Source organism: Streptomyces sp. R818 (genome assembly GCF_056172735.1).
The window spans coordinates 92,165-109,770 of sequence record NZ_JAOCNE010000004.1 but is presented as its reverse complement, the minus strand read 5'-3'; the positions used below and the strand labels follow the sequence as shown (position 1 = coordinate 109,770).

The following is a 17,606-nucleotide window of genomic DNA, read 5'->3' as shown; positions in this document are numbered from 1 at the left end:
CGCTCTCCGCTTACGCCACATGGTCCAGGTGCGCCAGACGGGGGAGAGAACTAGCCTTTTCGGGCGACAGTTCGACCCCCTCGGCAACGAGCGCGGCGTACGTACGCTGGAGAGACACGACGGTGGAGGTGTGGCGCCATGACGGCTCGGACACGACTGCTGAACCGGCTTCCGCGTGCGTATCGCGACCGGCTGATGGCCCTGGCCACGGAAGTCTCCTTCCCCCAGGACACCCGCATCTTCGACGAGGGGACCGCGCCGACCGGTTCTGGATCATCAGGACCGGCATGGTCACCCTCGACGTACGGGTCTCCGACCGCACGACCCTGCCCGTCGACCCGCTCGGCCCGGGCGACCTGCTCGGCTGGTCCTGGCTCTTCCCGCCCTACGAGTGGGACTTCGGCGCCGAGGCGTTCAGCCCGGTGCGCGCCTACGAGTTCGACGGCGGAGCGGTGCGCGGCCTGTGCGACCTGGAACCCGCCCTGGGCATGACCCTGCTGCACGGCGTGGCCGAGGTGATGGCGCACCGCCTCGAATCGGCCCGTACGGCACTGGTCGAGGCACACCGGACGCACGGCCGGCTCTGATCCCACCCTGTGGGCGCCACCCTGTGGGCGGCGTGCCGCGTATGCCCCGGCGCCACTTCCGGCCGGCCGTGTCACCCGGGTGTGCGCGGTCCGTCACCCGCCTCGACGCCCCGACGGGCGGCGCGTGCCCCGAGGGGGTTGGCTCGGCCGGGAACACCGTCCGTGGCCACACCGCCCGAGGGACCCCGCATGCGCCGCACCACGTCCTGGCCCGCCGCCGCCGTCGCCGTCGCGGCGGCGCTCACGTTCGCCCTCCCGGCCTGCGGACCCGCCTGGGCCGGGGAGGAGGACCAGGGAGCCCTGGAACTCGCCCCCACCGACGTCGGGCCCGGCACCACCGTCACCGCGAACACCACCGCGTGCGGCCCGGACGAGCGCGCGACCGGCGACGCCAACAGCATCGGCGCGGGTGACTTCGCTTTGCGGACCGGCGCCGAGGAGGGCGCTGTGGCCGGCCGTTTCCAGGTGCCGTCCGGGGCGCGTCCGGGAACGTACCCGACCACGGTGAGCTGCGAGAACGGCACCGTCGTGCGCGAGCTTCTCACCGTCCGGGCCCACGGCTCCGCCGAACTGCGCGGCGTGCGCGCGGGCGACGGCGGTGCGCCGGGCCGCTTCGAGACGGCCCAGCTCGTCCTCGGCACCATGCTGGTCGCGGGCTCGCTGGGCGCGGCCGGCTACTACCTGCGCCGACGCGCCCAGGAGCGGTGAGCGCGAAGGTCAACCCTTGCGGGTCTTGACCTCGTCGGTGAGCTGGGGGACGACGTCGAAGAGGTCGCCGACGACGCCGTAGTCGACCAGGTCGAAGATGGGTGCCTCGGCGTCCTTGTTGACCGCGACGATGGTCTTGGAGGTCTGCATGCCAGCCCGGTGCTGGATGGCGCCGGAGATGCCGTTGGCGATGTAGAGCTGCGGCGAGACGGACTTGCCGGTCTGGCCGACCTGGTTGGAGTGCGGGTACCAGCCCGCGTCCACCGCGGCGCGCGAGGCACCGACGGCCGCGCCGAGGGAGTCGGCGAGCGCCTCGATGAGCGCGAAGTTCTCCGCGCCGTTGACGCCACGGCCGCCGGAGACGACGATCGCGGCCTCGGTCAGGTCCGGACGCCCGGTCGACTCACGCGGCGTGCGCGCGGTGACCTTGGTGCCGGTCGCGGCGTCGGAGAAGGACACCTGCAGGGCCTCGATGGCACCGGCGGCGGCGGCCGGCTCGACGGCGGCGCTGTTGGGCTTGACGGTGATGACCGGGGTGCCGGTGGAGATGCGGGACTTGGTGGTGTAGGACGCGGCGAACACCGACTGGGTCGCCACCGGGCCCTCGTCACCGGCCTCCAGGTCGACGGCGTCGGTGATGATGCCGGACTTGATCCGCAGCGCCAGACGCGCGGCGATCTCCTTGCCCTCCGCCGAGGACGGCACCAGGACGGCGGCCGGGGAGACCGCGGCGACGGCGGCCTGCAGCGCCTCGACCTTCGGCACCACCAGGTAGTCGGCGTACTCGGCGGCCTCGTGGGTCAGAACCTTCACGGCGCCGTGCTCGGCCAGTACGGAAGCCGTGTCACCGGCGCCATTGCCCAGCGCGACGGCGACCGGGTCACCGATGCGGCGGGCCAGCGTCAGCAGCTCCAGGGTGGGCTTGCGGACGGCACCGTCCACGTGGTCGACGTAGACCAGAACTTCAGCCATGAATCCGTGCTCCTTGAGTGAAACTGAGTGAACTTCTGGTCTCAGATGAACTTCTGGCCCGCGAGGAACTCGGCGAGCTGCTTGCCGCCGTCACCCTCGTCGTTCACGATCGTGCCCGCGGTGCGCGCCGGGCGCTCGGCCGCCGACTCGACCTTGGTCCAGGCGCCCTCCAGGCCGACCTCCTCGGCCTCGATGTCCAGGTCGGACAGGTCCCAGGACTCCACCGGCTTCTTCTTCGCCGCCATGATCCCCTTGAACGAGGGGTAACGCGCCTCACCGGACTGGTCGGTCACCGACACCACGGCCGGGAGCGACGCCTCCAACTGCTCCGAGGCGGTGTCACCGTCACGGCGCCCCTTGACGACACCGTCCTCGACCGCGACCTCGGACAGCAGCGTCACCTGCGGCACACCAAGCCGCTCGGCGACCAGCGCGGGCACGATGCCCATCGTGCCGTCGGTCGAGGCCATACCGGAGACGACCAGGTCGTAGCCGGCCTTCTCGATCGCCTTGGCGAGCACCAGCGACGTGCCCAGCGCGTCGGTGCCGTGCAGGTCGTCGTCCTCGACGTGGATCGCCTTGTCCGCGCCCATCGACAGCGCCTTGCGCAGCGCGTCCTTGGCGTCCTCCGGACCCACGGTCAGAACGGTGATCTCGACATCGTCACTGGAGTTCTCCGAGATCTGCAGCGCCTGCTCCACCGCGTACTCGTCCAGCTCCGAGAGCAGCCCGTCCACGTCGTCACGGTCGACGGTCAGGTCATCGGCGAAGTGCCGGTCGCCGGTGGCGTCGGGCACGTACTTCACGGTGACAACGATCCTCAAGCTCACGCCGGCTCTCCTCGCGCGCAGGACATCCATAGACTCGTACGAGCGCCAACGTATGGCACTCAGTTCCCTCTGTAAAGGTACGTAGTGCCAAAGAGGTGCGCGCGGTGTTACGTTCCCGGCATGAGCGAGGCGCGCGGGGCCAACGGGTCACAGAAGAAGGCACCCATGCGGGAGGTGCTGGCCGAGGCGGCGTTCCAGCTGTACCTGGAGCGCGGGTTCGAGCGGACGACCGTGGACGACATCGTGGCGCGGGCCGGTGTCGGGCGGCGCTCGTTCTTCCGGTACTTCCCGTCCAAGGAGGACGCCGTCTTCCCGGACCACGAGAGCTGCCTGGCCGACATGACCGCCTACCTCGCCGCCGCGCGCCCGGACCGGGACGCCGTCGAGGTGGTGTGCGGGGCCGCGCGCCTGGTCTTGCGGATGTACGCCGCGAACCCCGAATTCTCCGTCCAGCGCTACCGCTTGACCCGCGAGGTGCCGGGTCTGCGCACCTACGAACTCTCCGTCGTCCGGCGCTACGAGCGGACCCTCGCCGGCTATCTGGGCGGGCGCTGGGCCGACACGGCGGACGGCGCCCTGCGTGCCGAGGTCGTGGCGGCGTCGGTGGTCGCCGCGCACAACAACGGGCTGCGCACCTGGCTGCGTTCGGGCGGCAAGGGCGACGCCGAAGCGGCCGTGGACCACGCCCTCGGCCTCGTACGGCAGGTCTGGGGAGAGGCGCCCGCGCGGCCCGCGCCCGCCCTCGCGGGCGGAGTCGACGGAGGTGGCGAGGAGGAGGTCGTGGTCATGGTCGCCGCCAAGGGTGCCCCCATGTGGCGCGTCATCCAGCAGGTCGAATCGGCCTTGAGGCAGGACTGAACACGGTGCCGGAACCGCTGAAAAGGTACTTGGTGTCTTTACGCGCGGCACTGAGTGTCATACGCTGCGAGAGCGCCGAGGCGGCAGCCCGGCGCGCGGCGGACGAGCGCGGGGAGACCGAGTGATGTCAGCGACAACCGGGATGTCCAGGGCCGGCGGCAGCGGCGTCATGACGCCGGTGGACGAGGCCGCGGCGACGGGCTTCGGCCATCAGCGGTGCCGGTGGTGCGGCACTGCCTCCTTCCGGCGGCTGCTCTGTCCGGTCTGCGCGTCGAGCGAGCTGACGCAGCAGGTCAGCGCCGGGCCGGGCATCGTGGTGCAGACACGGGTCGTGCACCGCGGCTCCGGAGTGGCGCGGAACGAGGCACTGGTGCGCTTCCCCGAGGACTTCGTCGTGCCGTGCCGGATCGTGGGCACGGCGCCGCACATGGTGTGGGTCGGGGCCGAGGTGCGCCCCGCGCGCGGCATCCACGCGGGCGTCCACGCCGGTGCCGACTCCGGGGAAGTCCTCTTCGAACTCTGCGAACCCGCCGGGGACGACGACCACCTGCGCTGACGGCCCACAGCGCCGCCAGGGCGGACGCGCACGGTTCGGCCGGCGCCGAACCGTTCCGGCCCTAGCGTCGGAGCCATGACGCCGCACACCACCCCGTTCGCCTCGTTCGCCCGCCTCCACCACCGGCCCGCCCCACTGCTGCTGCCCAACGCCTGGGACCACGCCTCCGCCGCCGCCCTCGCGGCGCAGGGCTTCGAGGCCGTCGGCACGACCAGCCTCGGTGTCGCCGCTGCCGCCGGGCTGCCGGACGGGGCGGCGGCGACGCGAGAGGCGACCGTGGCCCTGGCCCGCGTACTCGGCAAGGGCGGCTTCCTCTTCACCGTCGACGCCGAGGGCGGTTTCAGCGACGACGCGCGGGACGTCGCGACGCTCGCCCGCACCCTGTACGAGGCGGGCGCGGCGGGCATCAACCTGGAGGACGGCCGCGCCGACGGCACCCTCGCCCCCGTCGAGCTGCACGCCGAGAAGATCGCCGCCGTGAAGGCCGCCGTGCCCGAGCTGTTCGTGAACGCGCGCACCGACACGTACTGGCTGGACGGCGATCGAGCGGCGACCCGAGCACGCCTCGCGAGGTACGAACAGGCGGGCGCGGACGGGGTGTTCGTGCCGGGCCTGTCGGACCCGGAGCGGATCGCCGAGCTGGCGGCGGCCTGCGCGACACCGCTCAACATCCTCTACATGCCGGCCGGCCCCACTCTCGCTGAACTCGGCGCACTGGGCGTCCGCCGGGTCAGCCTCGGCTCGCTGCTCTACCGCCGGGCGCTGGCGGCGGCCGTCACCACCGCCCAGGCCATCCGGGACGGACGCCCCCAGGAAGACCTCAAGGCGGCCCTCACCTACGCGGACGTGCAGGAGCTGGCCGGACCGCACGCCTAGTGCGTCACGCCCCCGCCGCCTCCTCCTCGATCCGGTCGAACTGCGCGCCCATCGCCGCGGCCAGCGCCTGCGCCCCCGACAGCGGGCGGACCATCACCATGAAGTCGTCGATCAGACCGTCCTCGTCGACATGGAGGAAGTCGCAGCCGGTGACGGTCCGGTCGCCGACCCGCGCCTCGAAGACCAGCGCGCTGTCGCGGCCGTCGGGGCTGCCGAACTCACGGACGTAGCGGAAGTCCTCGAAGACCCGCATGACGCCGCGCAGGATCGCGACGGTGATCGCCCTGCCCGGGTACGGCTTGAACACGACGGGGCTGGTGAACACCACGTCCTCGGCGAGCAGCTCCTCGACGGCCGTCAGGTCGCCCTTCTCCACGGCGGCACGGAAGGCGTGCACGGCCCCCACCTCATCCCTCATAGGCGAAACGCTCATGGACCACATAGCCAACTTTTTGACTAGGTGCGGAGGAGAATAATCGCCGGGCTGTAGGGTGTCCACATGTCTCTCAAGTACGCCGTCATGGCCGCCCTGTTGGAGGGCGAGGCGTCCGGGTACGACCTGGCGAAGATCTTCGACGTCTCGGTGTCGAACTTCTGGGCGGCGACGCCCCAGCAGCTCTACCGCGAGCTGGACCGGCTGGCCGCCGGGGGACTGGTCGACGCGCGTGTGGTGCCGCAGGAACGCAGGCCCAACAAGCGCATGTTCACGCTCTCGGAGGCGGGCCGGGCCGACCTCGCCGCGTTCACCGCGCGGCAGCCGAAGCCGATGGCGATGCGCGACGAACTGATGGTGAAGGTGCAGGCCGCCGACGCGGGCGACCTCGACGCGGTGCGCGGCCACGTCGAGGAGCGCATGGCCTGGGCGCACGGCAAGCTCGCCCGCTACGAGCGGGTGCGCCGGCACCTGCTCGGCGGTCTCGACGAGGCCACGTTCCTCACCGAGGGCGAGCGCGTCGGCCCGTACCTGACCCTGCTCGGCGGCATCGCCCTGGAGGAGGAGTACCTGCGCTGGGGCCGACGCGTCCTGGAGGTCCTGGAGCGGCGCCGGGCCGCTGCCGGGAAGGACGCTTAGGTACGCGACGGTTGCCGGGGCTGGTCCTCCAGGTGAAGCGTGCGCGAGGATGGAGGCATGACCGCGGCCCAGCGCGCCATGACCGAACTCGGGACATGGCCGCACCTGGTAAGTGGCCCGCCCCGGTGCTCGGTTGGGCACGCTTTCGGCGCTGAGGGCCACGAACTCGTCCATTTCCACGCCGACGACTGTGCGGATCTCTACCTCACGTCGACGGCGGTGGAGCGGCTGCTCCCGCAACTGCGGCACAGCAGCGCCATCCGCGTCCAGCCGGGCGCCTCATGGATCACCGTGCTCCTGGAGTGCGACACCGATGTGGAGCTGCTGCTGAGCCTGGTGAGCCTCGCCCTCAAGGAACACGACGCGCACGCATGCCCCTCGGGCCCGTGCGACTGGGAACGCCCCCGCGCCTCCTGACAGCAGTTGGGGCGCGGCCGCGATATCGCCCTGGGCGAAGCCCGGCTACGGGCCGGGGCGTCCGCCTTAATCTGGGCCGATGAGCACACACGAGACCCCCAGGCCCCGTCCCGTCCGCGCTCAGGAGCCGCTGTGGCGCCATGTCGTCGGGGACGTGCTGCGGCGGCGGCGCCGGGCCCAGGGGCGGACGCTGCAGGACGTGGCCGACGTCGCGGGGATCTCCATGGCCTACCTCTCCGAGGTGGAGCGGGGCCGCAAGGAGGCGTCCTCGGAGATGCTCGCCGCCGCCGCGGGCGCGCTCGGCCTCGGCCTCGTCGAAGTACTTGCGCTCGCGCAGGGCGAGTTGGCGCGGGCCGCGCAGCGCCGCCGCCCGGTCTCCGTCACCGCCGTCACCTCGATCGGCCCGCGGGGTCGCGGCGGCCGGGGCACGGTGTGCCTGGCCGCGTGAGCCGGGTCCGGTGACGGGGCCCTACGAGCCGTCGCCGGACGCCGCGAGGTGGCGCGCGAGCACGGGTACGTGGCTGTGCTCGATGTCCTTCACCGCGGTCAGCAGGGTGACGGGGCCCCGCCGGGCCAGCGCGCGTACGTGGTCGACGAGAGCGGCGCGGTCCCGCCCGGCCAGCTCCGCCTCGTAGCGCTCGGCGAACGCACCGAACCGTCCCTCGCGGTCCTCGTGGTACCAGGAGCGCAGCTCCCTGGACGGCGCGATCTCCTTGAGCCACGCATCGACGGCGGCCCGCTCCTTGGAGACACCCCGCGGCCACAGCCGGTCGACCAGCACGCGGGTGCCGTCGGACGGGGACGGCGGATCGTAGACACGGCGGGCCGGGAACGACGCGGGGTCCGGGTGTGCGGTCATGGCTCCATTGTGCTGCTCTGCCATGCATCGCGTGCTTTGTGCCGTGTCCGGCTGCGTACAGCCCCGTACAGCCGCGTACGGTCGCGCACGGGGCCGGTGGCCGCCCGCGTCACCCGTTCGGCCCAACCCCGCTGGCGGTCACCGCACTGCAGCGCGAACAGTCGGACATGACCCAAGCACCGCACGAACCGCAGACTCCGCACCGCAGCCACAGCGCCGAGGACGAGCGAACGCGCCGTCCCGAGGGTCCGCTCGGCAGACTCGCCGCCGCCGCGTGGCAGGCGGTCCTCCTCGCCGGCGTCGCCGCGCTCGTCCTGGGCGTGCTCGTCCTCGTCTGGCCGGGCGCCTCCCTGTGGGCCGCCGGCATCCTCTTCGGCGTCTACCTCGTGGTCAGCGGCGTCTTCCAGCTGGTCACCGCGTTCGGTACGCATGTGACGACGGGGCTGCGCGTGATGGCGTTCATCAGCGGCGCCGTCTCCGTCCTGCTCGGCCTGTTCTGCTTCCGCGGCGCGATGCAGTCGATCCTGCTGCTCGCCCTGTGGATCGGCATCGGCTGGCTGTTCCGCGGGATCACGCAGACCGCGGCGGCCGCGTCCGACCCGGGGATGCCCGCGCGCGGCTGGCAGATCTTCCTCGGGATCGTCAGCGCGATGGCGGGCATCGTGCTCATCGTGTCGCCATTCGAGTCCGTCGCCGTCCTGACCCTGGTGGGCGGCATCTGGCTGGTGGCGATGGGCGTCGTGGAGATCGTCGAGGCGTTCCTCCTGCGGAGCCGGGCGAGGAAGCTGCCGCACAACGTCTGAGCCCCGACCCGTACGACCGCGCCCCGCGCTCATGACGAGCGCGGGGCGCGGCATTGGCCGAGGAGCCGGGCGTCAGACGCCCACGGCCTCCTCCAGCTCCTCCTCGACTTCCTCCCCCTCGCCGGCCTTCTTCTCGCCGGCCTCCCTCTCACTGGTCTCCTTCTCACTGGTCTTCTCCACCGGCGCCGCGGGCACGAGCGCCCGGCCGCGCCGGCGCTCCGCGAACCCCGCGATCGCGAGGACGACCGCGCCCACGGCGAGCCACGCCACGAGGGTCCACACGTGGCGGCCCAGGCCGTAGGTGTCGAAGTAGAGGAGGCTGCGGGCGCCCTCGACGAAGCCCGCGCCGTTCCAGAAGGCGTGCAGGGAGGCGAAGAAGCCGTTCTGCAGCTCGGGGCGGAAGACCCCGCCGGAGCTGGTGAAGTTGAGCATCACGAACAGCACCATCACGGCCAGTGTCGTCCACCGCTTGAGGAACGTGTGCAGGCCGACGCCGATCAGCAGGATGCCCGCCGAGTACAGCCACGCCATGCCGAACACGCCCCACAGGCCGGTGTGGGCGAGGTGGAAGACGGGCCCCGCGAAGGCCGCGCCGAGCAGGCCGACGACCGCGGAGACGCCGACCGCGAGGAGCGCCCGCGCCCGCATCCGCAGCGCGGCACCCGCGCCGCCCAGGACGGCGACCGACGCGTACGAGCCGATGCTCACCGCGACCAGCAGGAAGAACAGGCCCTGCCCCGTCGGGTCGTCGGAGACGGTCGGCGCCACGTCGGTCACCTTGAGCGGTTCGCCCTGCTGCGCGGCGACCGGCGTGAAGATCTTCTGGACGACGGAGACGGTGGTGTCCGACCCGGCGGAGGCCACGATCAGCTCCGGAGCCTTCTCGCCCGGTACGTACGCCCCGTCGATGTGCCGCGTCCTGAGCTGGTCGATCGCCGCGTCGCGGCTGGGAAGCGTCCGCACGTCGAGGGCGTCGCCCGCCTTGTCCTTCACGGTCTGCGCGAAGACCTTGGCCTCGGGCCCGGAGCCGACGACGGCCACCGGCAGGTGGTGCGGCTCGGGCGCGGCGAACGCGCCGAGGTAGGCGAGGCCCATGCCGACGCACATCAGGAGCGGGGTCAGCAGATGAGTCAGGACGTGGCGCAGCGCCGCTCGCTGATCGGCGGGCATGAGCAGGACCTCCATGGGTTGGCCTATACAACTCTTAACCAAGTTGTACTGTACAACCACATGGATGGAATGCGCCGCCGGGCCGATGTGAGCATCGACACCCGCGGTGCGGGTGGGTGCGATCAGGCCGGTCGCGGCAGCGGACGGTCCTCGAAGCGCGCGGCCGGGGGAGCCGGGGGAGGGGAGACGCCCTCGTCCTCCGCCTCATGCATCCGCAGACGCTCCCGCAGGGCGTGGATGCGCAGGCTCGTCTCGTACAGATAGCGGACCTTCGTCCGCATCACCCACGGCTCCACCGGCTTGACGACGTAGTCGGCGACGCCGAGTTCGAAGGCCTTGACGGCGAGCGCGGGGTCCTGGCCCGCGCCCGTGATCATCATGATCGGGATGTCCTGGGTCTGCTCCAGGCGCGTCATGTAGTGGGCCACCTCGAAGCCGCTGACGTCGGGCATCAGCACGTCCAGGAGGACCACCGCTATGCCGCCGCGCAGGACGGCCTTCAGGGCGTCGTCACCGGTGTTGGCGCGGTCGAGCGGGTAACGGAGCGGGGCGAGGGCGCTCTCCATCGCGAAGAGCGTGTCCTCGCGGTCGTCGACGACCAGGATCTTGGGCCGTGCAGCGGTGGGCATCGCCGGGTGCCTCCCCTCGTCGGCACCGACAGCATATGCCCGTACGCGCGCGGGGGAAGGGGCTCTCAATCCTCTCCGCGCACCAGATTCCAGTCGTTCTCCCGCTCATTCTCGGGCTGGGCGGTGTCGCGCGCGTCGCCGCGGGCCGGGCGGCACGTGCGCACAGCGCCCCTGACCTCGTGTTTGGTCTCTTCTGGGTGAGGGGCGCGCGGCCGGGTGCTCATGAGTGGACCTCTTTTCGGACAGAAAGGATCAGATACGGCTTGTAGACGGCTGTACAGACGGACGGAGCGCGGCCACCGGTCGACATGAACGGTCGTGCGGCATATGGCCGTGCGCGACCGCGCGCGAGCCCCGTGGTGCGCTGTCGAGCGATCAGCTCGCCTTCGGCTTCGCCACCTGCTCCGCGCTGCGCAGCGAGAAGGGGTGCCCGGCCGGATCGGCGTACAACCGCGAAGCCGTACGGCCCCCGTTGCCACGCGTCTCCAGCGGCCGGGCGCCGAGCCCGACGATCTCGCGCTCCACGGCGTCCAGGTGCTCCGGCGCCACCAGCAGATCCAGGTGGGCCTGCTGGGAGTCGTCGGGGCGCGGCCAGCTCGCGGGGGCGGCGTTGAGGTCGCGGCGGAACGCCAGACGGGTGCCGTTCGCGCCGACGAGCTCGATCCGGCTGCCACCGTCCGGCGGCTGGACCTCCCCGTCGAGGAGCACCCGGTAGAACTCGCACAGTTCTTCCGGCTCCGCGCAGTCGAAGACCAGCACCGCCGCTTCCACGTGGCTCATCGGACCTCCCCGGTCTCGCTCTCCGTCGCCCCGCGAGTACCCCCGGACGCATGTCCGAATCGTCAGCCTTCGCGTTCGCGCACGGTATGCGCGCCGCCTCATGCGCCCCGCCCGCCTCACCCGCGCCCCCTCACGCGCGGCGTTCACTCGCGTACGCGCTGCGGTATGTCGACGACGTCGAGGAAGACCTGGTCGGCCTCCGGCCACCTCTCCTGGATCGACTTCTTGATGCGCTCGCTGACCAGCTCCAGGTGTTCGCTGTCGATGCCCGGGGTCAGGTCGACGCGGGCGGCCACGAGCGTGGAGTCCATGCCCAGCTGCATCGTGTGCAGCGCCGCCACGTAGTCGATCTCCGGCTGCTTCTCCAGGAGTGCGAGGATGCCCTCCCGCAGCTCCGGGTCGACGGCCTCGCCGATCAGCTGTTCGCGGGCGCTCTTGCCGAGTCCGAAGGCGACGTAGACCAGGAGCGCGCCGATGGCGAGGGACGCCGAGCCCTCCCAGACGACGTTGCCGGTGACCATGTGCAGGACCATGCCGCCCGCGGCGAGGAGCACGCCGAGCACGGCCGTGCTGTCCTCGGCGAGGACCGTGCGCAGCGCCGGGTCGGAGCCGATGCCCTTGCCGGGCTGGGCGCGGACCTGGAGGATCGCGCGGACCAGGGAGGCGCCCTCGGCGAGGAGCGCGACGCCGAGGACGATCAGCCCGGCCGTGTAGCCGGTGTGCGACTCCTGGGTGTTCGGCCCGGTCAGCGCCTCGAAGCCCTGGAAGAAGGAGAAGCAGCCGCCCATCACGAAGATGCCGACCGCGGCGAGCAGCGACCAGAAGAACCGCTCCTTGCCGTAACCGAAGGGGTGCCGCCGGTCCGCGGGGCGGCGGCTGCGGTGCAGTGCCGCGAGGAGGAACACCTCGTTGAGGCTGTCGGCCACCGAGTGGGCCGCCTCCGACAGGAGGGCGGGCGAGCCCGCGATGACGCCGCCGATCGCCTTGGCGACGGCGATGACCAGATTCGCGCCGAGCGCCACAAGCACCGTGAGCCGGGTCTTGCGGTCCTCCTGCGCGCCGGACTTCTCGGGGTCGCTCACGTGTCAACTCACAGGGTGTGAAGGGTGGTTACCAGGGGTGTGCGGCAGCCTCGGCGGGCCGGGAACCGGCGGGCCGCGACCGCGCGCCGTACCCCGTCCCCGGTAACCGGCGCCCCGCGCCGTAAACCGGCGGACCAGCGTGAAGACCCCCTCCCGGGCCGATGTGTTCGCCGGGGAGTCGCCGTCGGCGTCGGCGTTCCCGCGCGCCGCCCGGCCGGACAGGGGGCGCGCGGGCGTGAATGGCGCGCCGAACGTACCCCTGTGCGCCGCCCGCCGCACAGGATTTGCGGGGTCTCGCGCCGCCGGGCCGGTTTGGCCCCGGGCGATCCGGCTACCCGGCGCGGACGCAGACGTTTCCCGAAAGGAGCCGGGCCGGTGACCCCCCTGGCGAAGCAGTCGCACCTCCGCGCCGAGACCACCGAGGCCGCAGACCCCGCCCTGATGACCGAACCGCCGAAGGACACCTTGGTCCGCTTCCTCGAGAGCCGCTTCGCCTGCGCCCAGGCCTGCACCGAGTGCGCCCGCGCCACCGCCCTGCGGGTCAGCTTCCTGGAGCCGGGCCCGTTCGCCCCGCCGCTGCAGGGCGGCCCCGCGCGCCGCCCGTCGGCCTGGGACGCCGAGCGCGAGGGGCAGCGGCACGATCTGCGGCGCTCCCTGCTCCTGTGCGTCGAGGTCTGCGACGCGACCTGCCGGCTGCTCTCGGAGGAGACGCACCGGGACGAGTACGGGCTGCGGCTCCAGGTGGAGTGGTGCCGGGCCGTCGCCCTGGAGTGCGCGCACGCCTGCGACGGCCTCCCGGACGCCGCGGACTGCGCCGAACAGTGCCGCGCGTGCGCCCGCGCCTGCACGGACTTCCTGGCCGTCCTCGGCTGAGCCCGGTCCGTCAGCGGCGGGGCATTCCCTATTTCTGCAACGGGTTCTACTGTGTGCGCCGACACCGGCCGGTCGACCGCCAGGAGGGGCCGTGCACCTCGCCTACACGCCCGAGCAGCAGCAGTTGCGCACCGAGCTGCGCGCCTACTTCGCCGACCTCGTCCCCGACCACGCCTCCGCCCGCTACGCGGAACCCGCCGCCCAGAAGCGCTTCTACCGGGAGACCGTGCGCCGCCTCGGCGCGGACGGCTGGCTCGGGGTCGGCTGGCCGAAGGAGTACGGCGGGCGCGGCCTCACCCCGGTCGAGCAGTTCGTCTTCTTCGACGAGGCCGCCCAGGCGGGCGTTCCGCTGCCGCTCATGGCGCTCAACACCGTCGGCCCGACGATCATGCAGTTCGGCACGGACGAACAGAAGGAGTTCTTCCTGCCGCGCATCCTCTCCGGCGAACTCGACTTCGCCATCGGCTACAGCGAACCGGACGCCGGCACCGACCTCGCCGCCCTGAAGACCCGGGCCGTCCGCGACGGCGACACCTACGTCGTGAACGGCCAGAAGATCTGGACCACCAACGGCGACACCGCCGACTGGGTCTGGCTGGCCGTCCGCACCGACCCCGCCGCACCGCCCCACAAGGGCATCACCATGCTGCTCGTACCGACCTCCGACCCGGGCTACTCCTGCACCCTCATCACCACACTCGCCTCGCACGACACCACCGCGAGCTACTACGAGGACATCCGGGTCCCCGTCTCGCGCCGCGTCGGCGAGGAGAACAAGGGCTGGCGCCTGATCACCAACCAGCTCAACCACGAGCGCGTCACTCTCGCCGCCCACGGCACCATGGCGATCCGCGCCCTGCACGACGTGCAGCGCTGGGCGATGGAGACCAAGCTCGCCGACGGCCGCCGCGTCATCGACCTCGGCTGGGTCAAAAAGCGCCTCGCGCAGACCCACACCAGGCTCGACGCGATGAAGCTCCTCAACTGGCGGATGGTCAGCGCCCTCCAGGACGCCACCCTCACCCCGCAGGACGCCTCCGCCGTCAAGGTCTACGGGAGTGAGGCCCGCCGCGACGCGTACGCCTGGCTGATGGAGGTCGTCGCGGCGGCGGGCGCCCTGAAGGAGGGCAGCGCCGGGGCGGTCCTCCACGGCGAACTGGAGCGCGGCTACCGCTCCGCCGTCATCTTCACCTTCGGCGGCGGCAACAACGAGATCCAGCGCGAGATCATCTCCTGGATCGGCCTCGGGATGCCCCGGGTGCGCCGCTGACATCCGCCGTCCCGCACACTTGCGGGAGCGGGGGCGGCGACGACGGGAGGCGCGGGTGACGGAGACGAGCACGGCGGATCCGGGTCTCTTCGGCCCCGATTCCGTGACCTGGCAGCTGCACGCCGACCCCATGATGTGGGTGGCGGGCATCCGGGCCCTGTACCTCCAGGCGCTGCACCCGCGCGCCGTGGCCGGCGTCATGCAGAACTCCGACTTCCGGCGCGACGCCTGGGGCCGCCTCATGCGCACCGCGGGCTTCGTCGGCACGACGACGTACGGGACCACGGAGGCGGCCGAGAAGGCGGGCGCCCGGGTCCGCAAGATCCACCGGATGCTGTCGGCCACCGACCCGGACACCGGCGAACGCTACGGCGTCGACGAGCCCGCACTGCTGCTCTGGGTGCACTGCGCCGAGATCGGCTCCTATCTGCACATCGCCCGGCGCTCCGGCGTGCCGCTCACCGGCGCCCAGGCCGACCGCTACTTGGCCGAACACCGCACCAGCGCCCGCCTGGTCGGCCTCGACCCGGACGAAGTACCGCACAGCCGGGCCGAGTTGGCGGCCTACTTCACCTCCGTACGGTCCGAACTGGCCGCAGGGCCGGACGCCCGCGTCGTCGACGACTTCCTGCAACACCCGCCGACCCACGCCCTCCTCGTCCCCGCCCGCGCACTGCTGTGGCGGCGCGTCGCCGACCTCGCCTACGCCTCGCTCCCGCCCTACGCCCACGAGCTGTACGGACGCCCCGCCCCGGCCCCCGCCGTCGTCACCCGGCGCCTGCGCGCCATCGGCACCGCGCTGCGCGCGATCCCCGCCCGCGTGCGCTGGCAACTGCCCCCGAAACACATCCTGCGGGCCATGGCTCGACTGGGCCCCCACACCCGCCCGGCACCGTTCAAAGTCGGCACCCGCGTGCCCATACTGGACCCGGGGGCCGCGCGGCGAGGCGACGGGGGCGACAGCGGGTCATGCCAGAGCTGGAGGAGAGCGGGAACGACACCCTGATCCACGGGCGGTACCGGCTGCTCGACCGGATCGGCCGGGGCGGGATGGGCGAGGTGTGGCGCGCCCGCGACGAGTCGCTCGGCCGCCATGTCGCCGTGAAGTGCCTCAAGCCGCTCGCTCCCCAGCGCGACCCGTCCTTCACCCGGGTGCTGCGCGAGCGCTTCCGCCGCGAGGCGCGGGTCGCGGCGGCGCTCCAGCACCGGGGCATCACCGTCGTGCACGACTTCGGCGAGTACGAGGGCATCCTCTACCTGGTGATGGAGCTGCTCGAGGGCAAGAACCTCAGCCAGCTCCTGGAGGACAACCGGCACCATCCGCTGCCCGTCGACGACGTCGTCGACATGGCCGAACAGATCGCCGCCGCCCTCGCCTACACCCACGAACAAGGCATCGTCCACCGGGACTTGAAACCCGCCAACATCGTGCGCCTGGCCGACGGCACGGCGAAGATCTGCGACTTCGGCATCGCCCGGCTCGGCGCCGACATCGGCTTCACCGCCCGCCTCACCGGCACCGGCATCGCCATGGGCACCCCGCACTACATGTCGCCCGAACAGATCGGCGGCGCCCACGTCGACCAGCGCAGCGACCTGTACTCGCTCGGCTGCGTGCTGTACGAACTCGCCACCGGAGCGCCCCCGTTCGACCTCGACGACGCCTGGGCCGTCCTCGTCGGCCACCGCGACACCCCGCCCGCCCCGCCGCGCCGCCACCGCCCCGAACTCCCCGGTTACGTCGAGCGGATCATCCTCGACCTCCTCGCCAAGAACCCCGAGCAACGCCCGCCCGACGCCCGCGAACTGGGCCGCCGCATCGCCACCGGACGCTCCGCGCGCGGCGCGTACGTGCCCACCGTGCGGACCCCACAGGTCGTCCCGCACCCGGACACCCGGGTCGTCACCGCACAGCCCCTCACGCGCGAGCCGCGCCTGCCGTCGTGGACCCGCGGAATGACCACCGGCCACAAGGCGACCGGCGGCGCGGGCCCGCGCCCGACCCCGCCCGACGCGGCGGCCGGACTCTCCGGCGAATGGATCCCGCGCCCCGCCACCGGAGCCGGCAGCGCCCCGCCCGAGCCCCCCGAACGCCCCACCCCGGCACCGGAGCTGCTCGCCACCCTCCTCTCCCGGCACAACGCGGGCCTCAGCCTCGGCCGGCTCGGCCGCTGGGCCGAGGCCGGCGAGGTCCACCGCGCCGTCGCCGCCGAACGCGAGCACGCCCTCGGCCCCGACCACCCCGACACCCTCGCCAGCCACTACGAGATCGCCTTCGCGCTCAGCCGCACCGGACGCGCCGCCGACGCGCTGCGCACCTACCGGCGCGTCGCCGAGGGCCGCGAGCGCGTCCTCGGCCCCGACCACCCCGACACGCTCGGCGCCCGCCAGGAGGTCGCCTACGTCCTCGGCAAACTGGGCCGCCACCTGGAGGCGCACCAGGTCTACACGTCGGTCCTCGCCGCCCGGGAGCGGGTGATGGGCGCCGACCACCCCGACACCCTGCGCTGCCGCCACAACCTCGCCTTCAACCTCAGCCGCCTCGGCCGCCTGGAGGACTCGTACCGCATGGCGAAGGAGGTCGTCGACGCGCGCGCCCGCGTCCTCGGCCCCGACCACCCCGACACCCTCGTCACACGCTGCGAAGTCGGCTACACCCTCGGCCGGCTGGGGCGCTGGAACGAGGCGTTGCACGCCTACCGCGAGGTGGCGCGAGCACGCGCGCGAGCGCTCGGCCCCGACCACCCCGACACCCTCGCCGCACGCTACGAGGTCGGCATCAGCCTGGGCCGCCTCGGCCGCAGCGCGGAGGCGCTCACCCTCTACCGCGACCTCGTCGACGACCGTACCCGGGTCAGCGGCCCCACCGACCCGGAGACGCTGCGCGCCCGCCACGGGCTCGGCGTCAACCTCGGCCGCCTGTCCCGCTGGGAGGAGGCACTCGCCGAGGCCCGCGACGTGTGCGCGATCCGCGAGCGGGTCCTCGGCCCCGACCACCTCGACACCCTCGTCAGCCACCGGGAGGTCGCGGTCGGGCTGGGCTGGCTCGGGCGCTGGCAGGACGCGCTCGCCGAGTACCGGACCGTGGCCGCCGCCCGCGAACGGGTCCTCGGCGCGGCCCACCCCGACACGCTCGCCAGCCGCAACGACGAGGCGCAGTGCCTGGAACAGCTCGGCCGGGGCGCGGAGGCGGTTCAGCTGTACCGTCGAGTCGCCGCGTTGCGTCAGCGGGGCCGCTCCTGACGCCCCGCGCGAAACCAGGGA

Annotated in this window: 20 protein-coding genes and 1 pseudogene; 13 read left to right on the top strand and 8 right to left on the bottom strand. The window is 72.6% G+C overall.

Annotation, left to right across the window (positions count from 1 at the left end; translation table 11 throughout):
- The first annotated feature begins 138 nt into the window (after positions 1-138).
- Positions 139-587 (top strand): annotated as a pseudogene (locus N5I75_RS13370) (cyclic nucleotide-binding domain-containing protein).
- A 189-nt stretch (positions 588-776) separates the two neighbouring features.
- The gene (locus tag N5I75_RS13365) at positions 777-1,295 is read left to right on the top strand and encodes a hypothetical protein (protein WP_476677191.1); all 519 of its coding nucleotides are present in this window, start codon (positions 777-779) and stop codon (positions 1,293-1,295) included.
- A gap of 9 nt (positions 1,296-1,304) precedes the next feature.
- Here N5I75_RS13365 and N5I75_RS13360 read toward each other — a convergent pair whose 3' ends face one another.
- Together N5I75_RS13360 and N5I75_RS13355 are read right to left on the bottom strand one after the other, a co-directional pair.
- Positions 1,305-2,267 (bottom strand): electron transfer flavoprotein subunit alpha/FixB family protein, encoded by a 963-nt coding sequence (locus N5I75_RS13360; protein WP_476677189.1) that lies wholly within the window; start codon positions 2,265-2,267, stop codon positions 1,305-1,307.
- A gap of 41 nt (positions 2,268-2,308) precedes the next feature.
- Complete coding sequence (locus N5I75_RS13355) at positions 2,309-3,097, bottom strand: electron transfer flavoprotein subunit beta/FixA family protein (protein WP_476677187.1); 789 nt, start codon at positions 3,095-3,097, stop codon at positions 2,309-2,311.
- A gap of 165 nt (positions 3,098-3,262) precedes the next feature.
- Here N5I75_RS13355 and N5I75_RS13350 point away from each other — a divergent pair, with 165 nt between their 5' ends.
- The 3 genes from N5I75_RS13350 to N5I75_RS13340 all read left to right on the top strand — a co-directional run bounded on the left by N5I75_RS13350 (position 3,263) and on the right by N5I75_RS13340 (position 5,387).
- Entirely contained in the window at positions 3,263-3,955 is a 693-nt protein-coding gene (locus N5I75_RS13350) for a TetR family transcriptional regulator (protein WP_476677876.1), read from the top strand.
- Between the two features lie 124 nt (positions 3,956-4,079).
- A complete protein-coding gene (locus N5I75_RS13345; RefSeq protein ID WP_476677185.1) occupies positions 4,080-4,511 on the top strand; it encodes a Zn-ribbon domain-containing OB-fold protein in 432 nt (143 codons plus the stop codon).
- A gap of 75 nt (positions 4,512-4,586) precedes the next feature.
- Positions 4,587-5,387 (top strand): isocitrate lyase/PEP mutase family protein, encoded by an 801-nt coding sequence (locus tag N5I75_RS13340; protein ID WP_476677183.1) that lies wholly within the window; start codon positions 4,587-4,589, stop codon positions 5,385-5,387.
- A gap of 4 nt (positions 5,388-5,391) precedes the next feature.
- On the opposite strand, the gene N5I75_RS13335 is transcribed toward N5I75_RS13340, so the two are convergent.
- Positions 5,392-5,784 carry a nuclear transport factor 2 family protein gene (locus tag N5I75_RS13335; RefSeq protein ID WP_476677181.1) on the bottom strand — a complete coding sequence of 131 codons (393 nt, stop codon included), beginning with the start codon at positions 5,782-5,784 and terminating at the stop codon, positions 5,392-5,394.
- Positions 5,785-5,886: 102 nt separating this feature from the next.
- Between N5I75_RS13335 and N5I75_RS13330 the strand changes: the two genes are divergently transcribed.
- The 3 genes from N5I75_RS13330 to N5I75_RS13320 all read left to right on the top strand — a co-directional run bounded on the left by N5I75_RS13330 (position 5,887) and on the right by N5I75_RS13320 (position 7,324).
- Positions 5,887-6,459, top strand: coding sequence for a PadR family transcriptional regulator (locus tag N5I75_RS13330; RefSeq protein ID WP_476677179.1), 573 nt, complete (start codon positions 5,887-5,889; stop codon positions 6,457-6,459).
- A 57-nt stretch (positions 6,460-6,516) separates the two neighbouring features.
- Positions 6,517-6,876 carry a luciferase domain-containing protein gene (locus N5I75_RS13325; protein ID WP_476677177.1) on the top strand — a complete coding sequence of 120 codons (360 nt, stop codon included), beginning with the start codon at positions 6,517-6,519 and terminating at the stop codon, positions 6,874-6,876.
- 79 nt (positions 6,877-6,955) lie between these two features.
- Entirely contained in the window at positions 6,956-7,324 is a 369-nt protein-coding gene (locus N5I75_RS13320; RefSeq protein WP_476677175.1) for a helix-turn-helix domain-containing protein, read from the top strand.
- A 21-nt stretch (positions 7,325-7,345) separates the two neighbouring features.
- Here N5I75_RS13320 and N5I75_RS13315 read toward each other — a convergent pair whose 3' ends face one another.
- On the bottom strand, positions 7,346-7,735 hold the full coding sequence (locus N5I75_RS13315; RefSeq protein WP_476677174.1) for a DUF488 domain-containing protein: 390 nt from the start codon (positions 7,733-7,735) through the stop codon (positions 7,346-7,348).
- A 167-nt stretch (positions 7,736-7,902) separates the two neighbouring features.
- Between N5I75_RS13315 and N5I75_RS13310 the strand changes: the two genes are divergently transcribed.
- On the top strand, positions 7,903-8,538 hold the full coding sequence (locus tag N5I75_RS13310; protein WP_476677172.1) for an HdeD family acid-resistance protein: 636 nt from the start codon (positions 7,903-7,905) through the stop codon (positions 8,536-8,538).
- 72 nt (positions 8,539-8,610) lie between these two features.
- Here the strand turns inward: N5I75_RS13310 and N5I75_RS13305 are convergent, their stop codons facing one another.
- The 4 genes from N5I75_RS13305 to N5I75_RS13290 all read right to left on the bottom strand — a co-directional run bounded on the left by N5I75_RS13305 (position 8,611) and on the right by N5I75_RS13290 (position 12,199).
- On the bottom strand, positions 8,611-9,723 hold the full coding sequence (locus N5I75_RS13305; RefSeq protein ID WP_476677171.1) for an ABC-2 transporter permease: 1,113 nt from the start codon (positions 9,721-9,723) through the stop codon (positions 8,611-8,613).
- A 107-nt stretch (positions 9,724-9,830) separates the two neighbouring features.
- Positions 9,831-10,337 (bottom strand): response regulator, encoded by a 507-nt coding sequence (locus tag N5I75_RS13300; RefSeq protein WP_476677169.1) that lies wholly within the window; start codon positions 10,335-10,337, stop codon positions 9,831-9,833.
- A gap of 375 nt (positions 10,338-10,712) precedes the next feature.
- Positions 10,713-11,117, bottom strand: coding sequence for a VOC family protein (locus N5I75_RS13295; protein ID WP_476677168.1), 405 nt, complete (start codon positions 11,115-11,117; stop codon positions 10,713-10,715).
- A 143-nt stretch (positions 11,118-11,260) separates the two neighbouring features.
- Entirely contained in the window at positions 11,261-12,199 is a 939-nt protein-coding gene (locus N5I75_RS13290; RefSeq protein WP_476677166.1) for a cation diffusion facilitator family transporter, read from the bottom strand.
- 441 nt (positions 12,200-12,640) lie between these two features.
- On the opposite strand from N5I75_RS13290, the gene N5I75_RS13285 reads away from it, so the two are divergent.
- The 4 genes from N5I75_RS13285 to N5I75_RS13270 all read left to right on the top strand — a co-directional run bounded on the left by N5I75_RS13285 (position 12,641) and on the right by N5I75_RS13270 (position 17,585).
- Entirely contained in the window at positions 12,641-13,072 is a 432-nt protein-coding gene (locus tag N5I75_RS13285) for a four-helix bundle copper-binding protein (RefSeq protein WP_476677874.1), read from the top strand.
- A 91-nt stretch (positions 13,073-13,163) separates the two neighbouring features.
- Positions 13,164-14,342, top strand: a complete 1,179-nt coding sequence (locus N5I75_RS13280) for an acyl-CoA dehydrogenase family protein (protein ID WP_476677165.1) — start codon at positions 13,164-13,166, stop codon at positions 14,340-14,342.
- A 55-nt stretch (positions 14,343-14,397) separates the two neighbouring features.
- Positions 14,398-15,348, top strand: a complete 951-nt coding sequence (locus N5I75_RS13275; protein WP_476677163.1) for an oxygenase MpaB family protein — start codon at positions 14,398-14,400, stop codon at positions 15,346-15,348.
- Entirely contained in the window at positions 15,312-17,585 is a 2,274-nt protein-coding gene (locus N5I75_RS13270) for a serine/threonine-protein kinase (RefSeq protein WP_476677161.1), read from the top strand. The genes N5I75_RS13275 and N5I75_RS13270 overlap by 37 nt, the downstream gene beginning before the upstream one ends.
- The last annotated feature ends 21 nt before the right edge of the window (positions 17,586-17,606 follow it).